We start from the raw sequence: 12,868 nt of genomic DNA, 5'->3' as shown, positions 1-12,868 counted from the left end.
TGATCAGACCGTAGCGCTCGCCTCGACGGTGGCAAGCTTCGAGTCGCGCGACTTGAGCGCGACGACGAGGCCCGTCGTGACGAGGACGCCGGCGGCGAGGGCCACCAGGAAGAGCAGGAAGTTGCCGATGAGCGGCAGCACCCAGATGCCTCCGTGCGGGGCTCGCAGCGTCGTGCCGAAGAGCATCGCGAGCGCCCCGGTGACCGCGGAGCCGACGACCGAGCTGGCGATGATCCGCACCGGGTCGGCCGCGGCGAACGGGATCGCGCCCTCGGAGATGAACGAGAACCCGAGCAGCCAGGCCGCCTTGCCGTTCTCGCGCTCGGGCTCGGAGAAGAGCTGCGGGCGGATCGTCGTGGCGAGCGCCATGGCGAGCGGTGCGACCATGCCGGCGGCCATGACCGCGGCCATGATCTTCAGCTGCGGTGCGTCGGTGGACGCTCCCGCGGCGGCGAGACCGGTGGTGGCGAAGGCATACGCGACCTTGTTGACCGGGCCACCGAGGTCGAAGCCCATCATCGCGCCGAGGATGATGCCGAGGATGATCGAGCTCGCGCCCGTCATGCCGGTCAGCCAGCTGTTGAGGCCGTCGGTCAGGCCCTTGATGGGGCGGCCGAGGACGGTGATGAACAGGCCGATCGTGATGAGCGAGCTGACGAGCGGGATGACGACCACGGGCATGACGCCCCGCACGCCCTTGGCGACGTTCCAGTTCGACACCCAGCGGGCGACGAAGCCGCCGAGCAGGCCGGTGACGAGGCCGCCGAGGAAGCCGGCGCCCATCGTGGCCGCGACCGACCCGCCGACGATGCCGGGCACGAGGCCCGGGCGGTCGGCGATGGCGAAGGCGATGAAGCCCGAGAGGATCGGCACGAGGAAGCCGAACGAGGCGCCGCCGATGACGAAGAGGAGCGCGGCCCACGACGTCAGGCTGAGCGGGTTGAAGTTCTGCGTGATGTTGAACTCGCCCTCGGCGGTCAGGCCGTACTTGACGATCTGGATGGCGCCGTCCTCACCGAGGGCGACCTGGGCGAGCATGAACGACAGGGCGATGAGGATGCCGCCGGCCGCGACGAACGGGATCATGTAGGAGACCCCGGTCATCAGCCACTGGCGCACCTTCGTGGCCGTGCTCGCACCCTCCTCCACCTTGGAGGTGAGGCCGCCCGAGGCGGCGGCGGAGGCTGCCGCGGCGGCCGCCGCCTCGCGCTTGGCCGGGTCGGCGTCCCACTCGGCGACGAGCGCCTCGGCCTGGTTGATGAGGCCGGGGCCGTCCGAGATGCCCTTCTTGACGCCGACGTCGACGAGCGGCTTGCCGGCGAAGCGGCGGGCGTCCTTGACGGGCAGGTCGTGGGCGAAGATGACCGCGTCGGCGGCCGCGATGACCTCGGGGCTGAGCGGCTTCGAGCCGGCCGACCCCTGGGTCTCGACGACCATGTGGTGCCCAGCGGCCTTGGCCGCGTTCTCGAGCCCCTCGGCCGCCATGTAGGTGTGCGCGATGCCGGTGGGGCACGAGGTGACCCCGACGAGGTTGAGCACGCGCTTGGCGGGCGGCGTCGCCGTGGCGACGCTGCCACTCGCCGCACCGGTGTGGTCGGCGCTCGACGAGACCGTCGAGGCGGCGGCTGCGGCCGAGCCGGCGGACGCGGCAGGCGCTGCGGCCGGGGCGTCGAGCTCGACCTCCGCGCTGACGATGCGCACGACCTCCTCCTCCGTCGTCGCGGCGGCGAGGGCGGCCTTGAAGTCCTTCTTCATGAGCGCCCGGGCGAGCTTGGGCAGCATCTGCATGTGCGCGTCGCCGCCGCCCTCGGGGGCCGCGATGAGGAAGACGAGGGTGGCCGGGCCGTCCTTGGCGCCCCAGTCGATGCCGTCGGCCGCACGGCCGAAGACGAGCGAGGGCTCGGTGATGGCGGCGCTGCGGGCGTGCGGGATGCCGATGCCGCCGGGGAGCCCGGTCGCCATCACCTCCTCGCGCTTGCGCACGTCGTCGATGAAGGTGTCGAGGTCGGTGCAGCGACCGGAGGCGACGAGCCGCTCACCGAGCGTCCGTGTCGCCTCGTGGCGGTCGGCACCGGTGAGGTCGAGGATGACCTGCTCTTCGGTGATGAGGGACATGGGTTTTCCTTTCCGGAGGGACAGCGAGCGAGTGCTGGTCGTGCTGGGTCGTGCTGGGTCGTGCGTGTTCGTGCGAGGTCGTGCTGGACGCGCTGGACGTGCGTGGGAAAGAGGGTCAGGAGAGCGCAAGGGCCAGGTCGGGCTCGCGCGTGAGCTCCGCGTGGATGCCGTCGAGGTCGGTGGGGGCGGGGACCCGGCTGCCGGGCAGGGTCACCGCGGCCGCGCCCCAGGTGACGCCCCTCGTGAGGGCGTCGGCCGGGTCGAGGCCGGTGGACAGTCCGTGGAGCAGGCCGGCGAGCATGCAGTCGCCGGCGCCGACGGTCGAGAGGGGCCGCGTGATCGAGGCGCGGGCGTGGGCCACCTCGTCGGCCGTGACGAGCAGCGCCCCGTCGCCGCCGAGGCTGACGGCGACGACCTCGATGCCGGCCGAGACGAGTTCGCGGGCGGCGTCGCGGACGTCGACGAGCGTCGGCAGGTCGTGGCCGACGAGCTCGGCGAGCTCCTCGTGGTTGGGCTTGATGAGGTGCGGGGTGGCCGCGACGGCCGCGGCGAACGACGCACCGGACGAGTCGATGGCGACGCGGCCACCGCGCTCGCGCACCCGGGAGACGAGCACGGCATACAGGTCCGTGGGGGCGCCGGGCGGGAGGCTGCCGCAGCCGACGACCCAGTCGGCGCCGGTGGCGCGCTCGAGCGTCGTGGCGAGCAGCGCCTCCACCTCGGCCCCCGACAGGTCGGGGCCGGGCTCGTTGAGCTTGGTCGTCGTGCCGTCGGGCTCGAGGACGCTGATGTTCATCCGCACCGAGCCGCGCACCGGCACCGAGGCGTAGTCGACCCCGGCGGCGTCGAGCAGCTCCTCGAGGAGGTGGCCCTCGGGGCCGCCGCTCGGCAGCACGGCGACGGTCGCCCCCGACTGTGCGGCGAGGGCGCGGGAGACGTTGACGCCCTTGCCGCCCGGGTCGATGCGGCTGCTCGTGGCGCGGTGCACCTCACCGCGCCGCAGGGCGTCGATGAGCACGGCCCGGTCGATGCTCGGGTTCGGGGTCAACGTGACGATCATGTGGTCACCACTTCCGGTCCGGCCGCACGGATCTCGGCGGCGACGTCGTCGTCCACGTCGGTGTCGGTGATGACGACGTCGACGTCGGCGACCTGGGCGAATCGGTGGAGGTGGGCGTCACCGGTCTTGCTCGAGTCGGTGAGCACCACGCACTTGCGGGCGGCGCCGACCATGGCGCGCTTGACGAGGGCCTCGGACTGGTCGGGCGTCGTGAGGCCCCGGGCGACGGAGAGGCCGTTCGTGCCGAGGAAGGCGACGTCGACCGTCACGTCGGCGAGGGCACCGGTCGCCCAGTCGCCCACGGCGGCGCCGGTCGTGCCCCGCACGCGTCCGCCGAGCAGGTAGAGCGAGATGCCGGGGTGCGAGGCGAGCACCGTGGCCGCCGCGAGGCTGTTCGTCAGGACGGTGAGGTCGAGGTCGGGGGGCAGCAGCTCGGCCACGGCGAGGGCCGTCGAGCCGGAGTCGAGGATGATGCTGCCACCGCTCGGCAGCTCGTCGAGGGCCCGGGCCGCGATGCGCCGCTTGACGTCGGCGAGCCGGCCCGACCGGGTCGCGAGCGACGGCTCGACCTCGAGGCGCTCGACGGGGATGGCCCCGCCGTGCACGCGGCGGAGCGAGCCCCGGCGCTCGAGGGCGGTGAGGTCGCGGCGGACGGTCTCGGCGGCGACACCCAGCGTGTCGGCGAGGGCGGTGACCTCGACGCGGCCGTCGCGGCGCGCGACGGCGATGATCCGCTGCTGCCGCTCCGCTGCGTACATGGGGACTCCCTCGTCCTGACCGCTTCCGTCGTCCTCCGTGAGGACCTCCCTCTCAGGAAACCACGCGGTCGGTGCTAAGTAAATAGATTCGGGCACCCGTTTTTGTGTGTTCGGACTGAACCGGGTCGAACCGGGCATGACGCGGGGGCGCCGCGGGGTACGGTGCCGGAACAGCCCGGGCGAGGCGCCCGGCGCGGCCCGAGATCGAGGACGATCCATGCAGAGCAGCACCTTCACGGTGACCACGCCCGACGGCACCGAGGTCTTCGTCAACCGCTGGCTGCCCGACGGCGGGCCTGACGCCGTCAAGGCGGTCGTCCAGGTCGCGCACGGCCTCGCCGAGCACTCGAGCCGCTACGCCCGCTTCGCGCAGCGCCTCACCGACCACGGCTACGCCGTCTACGGCTCGGACCACCGCGGCCACGGCAAGACCTCGGGCACGCGCGGACTCTTCGCCGAGCGCGACGGCTGGCGCGCCGTCATCGACGACCTCCACGCCGTCACGGCCCGCGCCCGCGACGAGCAGCCGGGACGCCCGGTCTTCCTCCTCGGGCACAGCATGGGCTCGTTCCTGTCGAGGGGGTATGCCGCCCGCTACGGCTCCGAGCTCGCCGGCCTCGTGCTCTCGGGAACCGCCGGTGGTGCGGGCGCGATCGGGAAGGTGGGCGTCTTCCTCGCCGCCACGCAGGCGCGTCTGCGTGGGCACGGTCACACGAGCGGTCTGATGAACACCCTGAGCTTCGGGCAGTACAACAAGGCGTTCAAGCCGACCCGCACCGACTTCGACTGGCTCTCGCGCGACCCGGCCGAGGTCGACAGGTACGTGGAGGACCCCGACTGCGGATTCGTCTTCAGCGCAGGTGGATTCGCCGACCTGCTGCGAGGTCTCGAGGCGGTCAACACCGACAAGGTCGCTGCCCGTGTGCCCGCGGACCTGCCGGTCCACCTCACCTCCGGCGACATGGATCCCGTCGGCGGCAACGGCAAGGGCGTGCAGCAGGTCGCCGAGCAGCTGCGCCGCGTCGGCGTGCGTGACGTCACGGTGACGCTGTGGCCGGGAGCCCGCCACGAGATCCTCAACGAGACGAACCGCGACGAGGTCGAGGCCGAGATCATCGACTGGCTCGAGGCCCACCTGCCGCAGTAGGCAGGTGGGCACACGGTCCGTCTCCAGGGGCCGTCGTCACCCGACGGTGGTCACCGGAGCGCGAGGCCCTGCTTGAAGCGGATCACGAGCGAGCGGGACCCCGCCGGTGCGGCCGCGAGGCCGAGCGCCGCCGCCCGGCGCCCGGTGGCGGACGGCGCCGCGCCCGGCAGCACGGGCTTGCCCGGCGTCCTGAGCCAGGTGTCGAAGAACGCGTCGAGCTGTCGGTGCGACACCCGCTCGGCGAGCGCGATGAACTGCCCCGTCGTGCCGTTGCCGTAGCGGTGCGTGCGGGCCCAGGTGCGCAGGATGGTGAAGAAGGCCTCGTCGCCGACGGTGAGCCGCAGCTGGTGCAGGGTCATCCCGCCCCGGAGGTAGACGGCGTCGTCGAACATCAGGTCACGGCCGGGGTCACCGATGACGACCTGCCAGAACGGGCTCTGGGAGGCGATGGCGCCGAACCAGAAGTCGAAGTTCTCCTGCGCGCTGCCCTGGCCGTCGTGCTCCGACCACAGCCACTCGGCGTAGGTCGCGAAGCCCTCGTTGAGCCAGATGTCCTTCCACCGCCGCACCGACACGCTGTCGCCGAACCACTGGTGGGCGAGCTCGTGCACGACGACCCCGGTGTCACCCTCGGGTTGGTCGAAGAACACCTGCGAGTAGATCGGTCGTGTCTGGTTCTCCAGGGCGAAGCCCAGGTCGGGATCGTCGTCGACGATCCCGCCGGAGGCCCGGAACGGGTAACGGCCGAAGGTGGCGGACAGGAAGTCGAGCACCTCCGACTCGCGGGCGAGCGAGGCGTCGGCACCGACACCGGGCGGGGGCGGCACGTCCGCCACCCCGCCGACGCTCCAGTCGTTCTCGTTGACGGGGCTACCGGCAGGAGGACCGGGCACGGTCCAGCCGTCCATGACGTCGCCGTCGGGCTCGAAGGACGTGCTCCCCTCACCCGTCGAGACGGCGATGTCGTCGATGAAGACACCGGGGAGCTGCACGCTCTGGTCGCTCGCGTAGCTCAGCGACAGCTCGACGGTGCTGCCGGCATACGGCGTGAGGTCGATGCGCCACTGCTCGGGTCCACTGCTCTTGCCGGCCGCCGCGTTCCACTGCCCCGTCGTGCCGCTCGGGGTGCAGGTGCCGTCGCCGTCGTCGTGCTGGTAGTGCGTGAGGAAGGGGTGCAGCTCCAGCCACTGGGGGCAGGAGTCGCCCGTGTCGGCGCTCGAGTGACCGTTCGCGTCGGGCAGCGTCGTCCAGTCGTCTCCGCCGGGGTGCCGGGCCTCGACGAAGAAGTGGTCCCAGCGCTGCTCGGTCCTGCGGGTGACCCAGAACGTCACCGACGCCCCACCCGCCGGCACGGCGATGGTGCGGGTCAGCCGCTTGTAGGACGAGTCGGCCTGCCCCGAGATGGCGAACGACGAGCCCGTGCGCGGGCGCGCGACGGGATCGTGGAGGGCGGGGTCGACCGCGTCCCAGATCGCGATCCCGGCGTGCGTGGAGCGCCGGAGGTCGAAGCGGCCGATCGTCGCGGTGGCGAGGTAGGACGCCATCGGGGCGCGCGCGTCCCACGTCCAGGTGGTCCAGCCGTGGTGCGTGCGGGTGCGGGTCAGGGAGCCGTTCGCGACGGCCGTCAGGCCCTTCGGCACGGTGACGTCGAAGTGGTAGGTCGCCTTGTCGCTCGGGTGGTCGTTGACGGGGAACCAGGTGGCCGCGACCTCGGGCTCGCCGATCACGAGGGCGCCGTCGCCGGTGTGCACGAAGCCCGACCCGTCCGGCAGGGTGGCCGGCACCCCGTCGTAGACGACGACGGTCGTGAAGGCCCGCTTGGTGCGCAGCCCCCGGGGCGGGGTGATCCGCAGCTCGCCGCCGGCGCGGTTCCACCGGGCGGCGCGGCCGTCGACGGTGACGGAGCGCACGGTGAGCCCCACGAGGTCGAGGTTGAAGCGCGAGAGGTCCTGCGTGGCGACGGCCGAGATGCCCGCCCGGCCACGGAGGCGGTCGGTGGCCGGGTCGTAGGAGACCGCGAGGTCGTAGTGCCGCACGTCGTAGCCGCCGTTGCCGAGGTGGCCGACGTAGGGGTCGCCGACGCTGCCCGCGCCGGGGCGGAACCCGTGGTGCCGGTGCACCACGGTCACCCCGGATGCCGTGGCCGCGGATGCCGTGGCCGCGGTGGCCGTCGGTGCCGAGGAGGCCGGGGACGCCGCGCGCGGGGCGCCCGTCGCGGCTCCGAGGGGCAGCACGGCCAGCGCGGCTGCGGCGGTGAGGGACGCGAACGTCGAGATGGGTCGCATGATCATCTCCCCTGGGACCACGGCCCGCCCGGACGCGAACCGTCCACCTGTCGACGCTAGACCTCCTGACCGGGGCCTGCGCCGGATTGGCGCAATCGGTGGTGCCGGCCTCGTCGGACACGTACGGTCGGGCGATGGACACCACGCGGCAGGCCAGGTCATGAGTCGTCCGTTGCGGCTCTCCCTCGGGGTGCTCCTCGTGGCCGTCGGCCTCCTCTGGACGTTGCAGGGTCTCGGCTACGTCGGGGGCAGCGTCATGTCGGGCGTCACCCTGTGGGCCGTCATCGGTCCCGTCGTCGTCGTGGCCGGTCTGGCCCTCGCCCTGTGGCGGCCCCGGCCACGCCCCTGAGGCGCGTCGGGGCCGCAGCGGCGACTCAGCCCGGCACGTGGGTGCGGACGCGGTCCGGGGTCAGCCGGTCAGCTGACGGGAGTCGACGCGGTCGGGCGGCACCGGTGGCGTAGGTGGCGGCGGGGGGGTCTCCGCCCCGCCCTCGTCGAGCTGGAAGGGCGGGTACGCGTCCGTCATGAGGGCGGCATACGCGACGACCCGGTAGACCCAGCGGTTGAGCCCCACGACGAGGTCGAAGAGCGAGCGCGGGTAGCGGTCGGTGAAGAGCAGGAAGAGCCCCGCGACCACGACGAGCAGGCCGAGGATGCCGCCGCCGACGGGGTCGACGCGCCAGCCCTCGTCGCGCGCCGCCGTCCAGCCCCAGCTGCCCCCGACGAGCAGGCCGAGGATGAGGTAGTGCGGGATGGCGAGCAGCCACCACTTGACGAGCACGAGCCCGCGCGAGAGCCGCTCCGGGTAGGCGATCGACAGGTGCGCCGGGTAGTCGGGGTCGTCGTCGAGGCTGAACGGCGGGTAGCGGTCGGTGCCGAGCCCGCCGTTGCCGCAGTAGTAGCCGACCCGCCACGACCAGCGCAGGACGCCGACGTTGAAGTCGAAGAGCCCGCGCGGGTACCTGCCGGTGAGCAGGATCGCGACGAACGCGACGACGCTGACGACGACGAAGGCCACCCAGAGCAGCGCCAGCACGACGACGTGCGGGATCGCGAGGAACCACTTGACGAGCCAGAGCCACCGCGAGAGCGGGGCGTCGAGCCGTGCGTCGAGCGCGACCGGGCTCACCGCGCGCGCGTGGGTGTGCCACGGCTCGGGTGCCGCCGACGTGCCATGCGCGGCGGACCCCAGGGGGCTCGGCACCGCGGGCACGCCTGCGCCCGGGGCGGGTTCGCCTCTCGACGGCCCACCCGTGCGCGCGCCGCGGATGACGAGCGCGACCGCGAGGCCCGTGACGACGAGCCCGATGCCGAGCAGGAGCAGCCCGAGCGGCAGGAGGAAGCCGGCTCGGACGCCCAGCGTCGCGGCCACGTCGATGCCGGCACTGCCGTCGGCGTTCATGATGGCGGCGGCCCACTGGCCCCCGGTCACCTGCCACGTCAGCTGCTGGCGGCCGGTGCCGGTGACGGCGGACGTCCAGAACGTCTGGCCCGTGGGCGCCGAGGCAGTGTTCGCGCCCGGCGTGGTGCGCAGCACCGCCGCGCGGGGCGCACCGTTGCGCGGCTCGGTGACGCCGACGACCTGGTCGTGGGCGACGCCGTCGAGGTATGCCGTCAGCTGGGCTTCCGGGGCCACGCCGACGAAGACGGCCGCGCCGCCGGCCGACGGGGTGACGGCGAGTCGCACGTCGAGGTCGAGCCGGTCGAGCACCCAGGCGGGCACGTCCGGCCCGGTCTGCACGATCACGTCCTCGGCGGTGACGGCCGGTGTGGCGCTGTGGACCGACGGGAGGGTGAGCGCGAGGTAGCCCGCACTGTCGCGACCGAAGGCGTAGGCACCGACCACCCCGGCGCCGCCGAGCAGCATCCCGAGCCCGGGCAGCAGGAGCAGGCAGCCGATGACGAGGGCGGCGAGGTGGCGCCGCGCGGGGTTCGGGGGCGACGTGACGGGTGGGGGAACGGACGCTGGGACCGGCGAGGGAAGGGGCCCGGGGCCCGGGGTGGTCATCGCGACCACGTCCCCGGGAAGCGTCCGGTGAAGAGGCGGGTCACGGCGTCGACGACGCCGATGGCGCTGCCGACGAGGCCGACGGCGAGCAGCACGCGCGCCACGACCTCCCAGCCGGTGCCCACGACGTCGAGCGGGAAGACCTGCCAGATCCGCACGAGGGCGGCGATGCCGAAGCCGAGCGACACGACGTCGCCCAGCGCCCTCGGGCGGGGCAGGTCGAGCAGGAGGTTGACGAGGTCGGCCACGAGGCGCGCCACGATCGAGGCGTTGACGACGCCGACGACGAGCGCCGTGCGGGCCGTGAGGAACGGCACCGCCTCCCAGCCGGGCCAGGTGTTGACGAGGCCGAGCACGACGAGGTTGACGACGACCGAGCCGGCATAGCCGCTGCGCCGCCCGCCGACCCGGCGGACCGACCCCGGCGGGGCGCGGTGCTCGGAGTGTCGGTCTTCGGAGGGGCGGTGCTCGGACGAGCGGGGCTCCGAGGGGAGGTGCGGCGTGGCGGTGCTCATGAAGAACTCCCTGCGTAGGACGTGGACGGGTGGTCTGATGACGCGGACGGGGACGCGGACGGGGACGCGGACGGGGACGCGGACGGGGACGCGGACTGCACGGTGGGCGCGGGGCTCGCCGACCCGGCGGCCGCCGTGAGGGCGGCCCGCACGGCCGCGGCGAGACCGCCGGGCACGACCTCGCGCAGCTCGTAGCGGGCCCGGACGATCGGCACCGGAGCGGAGAGCACGCGGGTCAGGTCGACCGGGGTGCCGGCGACGATGACGTCGCACGCACCGGCCTCGACGGCCGCGCGGATCGTGGCCTCGAGGTCGCGCACCTGCGCGTCGCCGTAGCCCATGGCGGGCAGCAAGCCCCGCGCGTTCGGGTAGCGCGCGTAGGTCGCCGCGATCGACCCCGCGGCATACGGCGTCGGGTCGACGAGCTGCGCCGCGCCGGCGGACCGGGCGCCGACGACGCCGGCGCCGTACGTCATCGACCCGTGCGTCAGGGTCGGGCCGTCCTCGACGACGATGACCTTGCGGCCCCGGACGGCGGCCGGGTCGTCGACGGTGACGGGGCTGTCGGCGCGCAACACCGTCGCGCGCGGGTTCAGGGCGCGCACGGAGGCCTCGACGTCCGCGACGTCGCCGGGCCTCGCCGAGTCGCACTTGGCGACGACGACGACGTCGGCCATGCGGACGTTCGCCTCGCCGGGGTGGTAGGCCGCCTCGTCGCCCGGGCGCAGCGGGTCGGCGAGCACGACGTGCAGGTCGGGCACGTAGAAGGGGAGGTCGTTGTTGCCGCCGTCCCAGAGCACGACGTCGGCCTCCTGCTCGGCCTCGCGCAGGATCCGCTCGTAGTCGACGCCGGCGTAGACGACGACGCGCGCGTCGAGGTGCGGCTCGTACTCCTCCCGCTCCTCGATGGTGCAGTCGTGGCGGTCGAGGTCGGCATACGTCGCGAACCGCTGGCAGGCCTGGGCGGCGAGGTCGCCGTAGGGCATCGGGTGGCGCACGGCGACGACCCGCAGGCCGAGGTCGGTGAGCAACCGCGCGAGGTAGCGCGTGGTCTGGCTCTTGCCGACGCCGGTGCGCACGGCCGTCACCGCGACGATGGGCTTCGTGCTGCGCAGCATCGTGTGGCGGGCGCTGTGCAGGCGGAAGTCCGCGCCGGCCGCGATGCACCGCGACGCGAGGTGCATGGCCTGCTCGTGGCGCACGTCGGAGTAGGCGAAGACGACGACGTCGACGTGCTCCCGCGCGACGAGCGCGTCGAGCTCCGACTCGGCGACGATCGGAATCCCTTGCGGATAGAGCGGTCCCGCGAGCGACGGCGGGTAGCGCCGGCCCTCGATGTCGGGGATCTGGGTAGCCGTGAACGCGACGACCTCGACACCGGGGTCGTCGCGGAAGACGACGTTGAAGTCGTGGAAGTCGCGGCCGGCGGCGCCGAGGACGACGACGCGCGTGCGGGCGGCTGCGGGATCGGGGGTCTGCCGGGTCGAGGTGCTCGGGCTGTTCTGGGCCATGGCCGTCTCCGTGGCTGGATCGCCGACGTGACCGACACACCCTGCTGCGGGCAGTCCTGGCTGCGGGACCCGCCACCGCCAGTTTCCCACCGCCGCAAGGGCCCGGCGGCGGGACGAGAGCCGCGTCACCCCGATTCCCCGTGACGCCCGACCGGGGTGGTGCGACGATCGAGGGGTGAGCGACACGGCCGCACGTCCCGGGGCCCGCGAACGGCCCGGCCCCATCCCTGGCAGCTCGACGTCGGAGCACGTCTCCCTCGCCGCCGACTGGGTGGCGGCGAACTACAGCCCGCTGCCCGTCGTCCTCTCGCACGCCGAGGGGGCCTGGGTCACCGACGTCGAGGGACGGCGCTACCTCGACGCCCTCGCCGGCTACTCGGCGCTCAACTTCGGCCACCTGCACCCGACCCTCGTGGACGCGGCCCGCACGCAGCTCGACCGGCTCACCCTGACGAGCCGCGCCTTCCACAGCGACCAGCTCGGCCCATTCTGCCGCGACCTCGCCACCCTCGCCGGCAAGCAGCTCGTGCTGCCGATGAACACCGGCGCCGAGGCCGTCGAGACGGCGATCAAGACCGCCCGGAAGTGGGGCTACGAGGTCAAGGGCGTGCCCGACGGCCGCGCGCGCATCGTCGTCATGGCGGGCAACTTCCACGGCCGCACGACGACGATCATCAGCTTCTCCGACGACCCGGTCGCGCACGACCACTACGGGCCCTACACGCCCGGCTTCGACGTCGTCCCGTTCGGCGACATCGAGGCGCTCGAGGCGGCGATCACCGACGAGACGGTGGCCGTGCTCCTCGAGCCGATCCAGGGCGAGGGCGGCGTCATCCTCCCGCCCGAAGGCTGGCTGCGCGACGTGCGCGAGCTGACCCGTCGCACCGGGGTGCTCATGCTCGCCGACGAGATCCAGTCGGGTCTCGGGCGCACCGGCTCGACCTTCGCGTGCGACCTCGAGGGCGTCGTGCCCGACGTCTACATCCTCGGCAAGGCGCTCGGCGGCGGCATCGTGCCGGTCTCGGCCGTCGTCGCCGACCGCGACGTGCTCGGTGTCTTCGACCCCGGCAGCCACGGCTCGACCTTCGGCGGCAACCCGCTCGGCGCCGCCGTCGGGCGGGCCGTCGTCGGGCTGCTGGCCACGGGCGAGTGGCAGCAGCACGCGCGCCGTCTCGGTGCCCACCTCGAGGCGGGTCTGCGCGAGCTCGTCGGCCACGGCGTCGAGGCGGTCCGTTGCCGCGGGCTGTGGGCGGGTGTCGACCTCGACCCGGCCCTGATGACCGGCCGCGAGGCGTCGCGGCGCCTGCTCGAGCACGGCGTGCTCGTCAAGGACACGCACGGCGCGACGGTGCGCATCGCTCCCCCGCTCGTCGTCGGCGAGGCCGAGATCGACATCCTCCTCGACGCGTTCGCCGCCATCCTGCGCTGACGAGCCTGCACTGACGAGCCTGCACTGACGAGCCTGCGCT

10 protein-coding genes are annotated in these 12,868 nt (G+C 73.4%); 3 read left to right on the top strand and 7 right to left on the bottom strand.

Annotated features, from left to right (window positions below; genetic code table 11):
* Positions 1-3: 3 nt before the first annotated feature.
* The 3 genes from ABD979_RS02375 to ABD979_RS02365 all read right to left on the bottom strand — a co-directional run bounded on the left by ABD979_RS02375 (position 4) and on the right by ABD979_RS02365 (position 3,933).
* Positions 4-2,115, bottom strand: a complete 2,112-nt coding sequence (locus ABD979_RS02375; RefSeq protein WP_345505827.1) for a PTS fructose transporter subunit IIABC — start codon at positions 2,113-2,115, stop codon at positions 4-6.
* A gap of 115 nt (positions 2,116-2,230) precedes the next feature.
* Positions 2,231-3,175 carry a 1-phosphofructokinase gene (gene pfkB, locus ABD979_RS02370; RefSeq protein ID WP_345505826.1) on the bottom strand — a complete coding sequence of 315 codons (945 nt, stop codon included), beginning with the start codon at positions 3,173-3,175 and terminating at the stop codon, positions 2,231-2,233.
* Positions 3,172-3,933 (bottom strand): DeoR/GlpR family DNA-binding transcription regulator, encoded by a 762-nt coding sequence (locus ABD979_RS02365; RefSeq protein WP_345505825.1) that lies wholly within the window; start codon positions 3,931-3,933, stop codon positions 3,172-3,174. The genes pfkB and ABD979_RS02365 overlap by 4 nt, the downstream gene beginning before the upstream one ends.
* Before the next feature lie 217 nt (positions 3,934-4,150).
* Between ABD979_RS02365 and ABD979_RS02360 the strand changes: the two genes are divergently transcribed.
* The gene (locus ABD979_RS02360; RefSeq protein WP_345505824.1) at positions 4,151-5,080 is read left to right on the top strand and encodes an alpha/beta hydrolase; all 930 of its coding nucleotides are present in this window, start codon (positions 4,151-4,153) and stop codon (positions 5,078-5,080) included.
* A 50-nt stretch (positions 5,081-5,130) separates the two neighbouring features.
* On the opposite strand, the gene ABD979_RS02355 is transcribed toward ABD979_RS02360, so the two are convergent.
* On the bottom strand, positions 5,131-7,365 hold the full coding sequence (locus tag ABD979_RS02355) for a M1 family metallopeptidase (protein WP_345505823.1): 2,235 nt from the start codon (positions 7,363-7,365) through the stop codon (positions 5,131-5,133).
* A gap of 160 nt (positions 7,366-7,525) precedes the next feature.
* Between ABD979_RS02355 and ABD979_RS02350 the strand changes: the two genes are divergently transcribed.
* Entirely contained in the window at positions 7,526-7,714 is a 189-nt protein-coding gene (locus tag ABD979_RS02350) for a hypothetical protein (RefSeq protein WP_345505822.1), read from the top strand.
* A gap of 60 nt (positions 7,715-7,774) precedes the next feature.
* Here the strand turns inward: ABD979_RS02350 and ABD979_RS02345 are convergent, their stop codons facing one another.
* Genes ABD979_RS02345 through ABD979_RS02335 form a run of 3 tightly spaced genes read right to left on the bottom strand, consistent with a single transcriptional unit; the run spans position 7,775 to position 11,399 of the window.
* Positions 7,775-9,373, bottom strand: a complete 1,599-nt coding sequence (locus ABD979_RS02345) for a DUF4389 domain-containing protein (RefSeq protein WP_345505821.1) — start codon at positions 9,371-9,373, stop codon at positions 7,775-7,777.
* Entirely contained in the window at positions 9,370-9,888 is a 519-nt protein-coding gene (locus tag ABD979_RS02340; RefSeq protein ID WP_345505820.1) for a hypothetical protein, read from the bottom strand. Before ABD979_RS02340 ends, ABD979_RS02345 begins: the two co-directional genes overlap by 4 nt.
* Complete coding sequence (locus ABD979_RS02335; protein WP_345505819.1) at positions 9,885-11,399, bottom strand: cyclic 2,3-diphosphoglycerate synthase; 1,515 nt, start codon at positions 11,397-11,399, stop codon at positions 9,885-9,887. Before ABD979_RS02335 ends, ABD979_RS02340 begins: the two co-directional genes overlap by 4 nt.
* Before the next feature lie 175 nt (positions 11,400-11,574).
* Here ABD979_RS02335 and rocD point away from each other — a divergent pair, with 175 nt between their 5' ends.
* On the top strand, positions 11,575-12,828 hold the full coding sequence (rocD, locus tag ABD979_RS02330; protein WP_425583896.1) for an ornithine--oxo-acid transaminase: 1,254 nt from the start codon (positions 11,575-11,577) through the stop codon (positions 12,826-12,828).
* Positions 12,829-12,868: the final 40 nt, after the last annotated feature.

Origin of the sequence: Terrabacter aeriphilus, from assembly GCF_039542985.1 — a bacterium.
GTDB classification, from domain to species: domain Bacteria; phylum Actinomycetota; class Actinomycetes; order Actinomycetales; family Dermatophilaceae; genus Terrabacter; species Terrabacter aeriphilus.
This window is presented reverse-complemented; position numbering and strand designations above follow the sequence as displayed.

What these genes read in the sequence shown, in the direction of transcription:
- ABD979_RS02375 (WP_345505827.1), bottom strand. Translation starts at nt 2,115, where the DNA reads ATGTCCCTCATCACCGAAGAGCAGGTCATCCTCGACCTCACCGGTGCC.
- pfkB (WP_345505826.1), bottom strand. Translation starts at nt 3,175, where the DNA reads ATGATCGTCACGTTGACCCCGAACCCGAGCATCGACCGGGCCGTGCTC.
- ABD979_RS02365 (WP_345505825.1), bottom strand. Translation starts at nt 3,933, where the DNA reads ATGTACGCAGCGGAGCGGCAGCAGCGGATCATCGCCGTCGCGCGCCGC.
- ABD979_RS02360 (WP_345505824.1), top strand. Translation starts at nt 4,151, where the DNA reads ATGCAGAGCAGCACCTTCACGGTGACCACGCCCGACGGCACCGAGGTC.
- ABD979_RS02355 (WP_345505823.1), bottom strand. Translation starts at nt 7,365, where the DNA reads ATGCGACCCATCTCGACGTTCGCGTCCCTCACCGCCGCAGCCGCGCTG.
- ABD979_RS02350 (WP_345505822.1), top strand. Translation starts at nt 7,526, where the DNA reads ATGAGTCGTCCGTTGCGGCTCTCCCTCGGGGTGCTCCTCGTGGCCGTC.
- ABD979_RS02345 (WP_345505821.1), bottom strand. Translation starts at nt 9,373, where the DNA reads ATGACCACCCCGGGCCCCGGGCCCCTTCCCTCGCCGGTCCCAGCGTCC.
- ABD979_RS02340 (WP_345505820.1), bottom strand. Translation starts at nt 9,888, where the DNA reads ATGAGCACCGCCACGCCGCACCTCCCCTCGGAGCCCCGCTCGTCCGAG.
- ABD979_RS02335 (WP_345505819.1), bottom strand. Translation starts at nt 11,399, where the DNA reads ATGGCCCAGAACAGCCCGAGCACCTCGACCCGGCAGACCCCCGATCCC.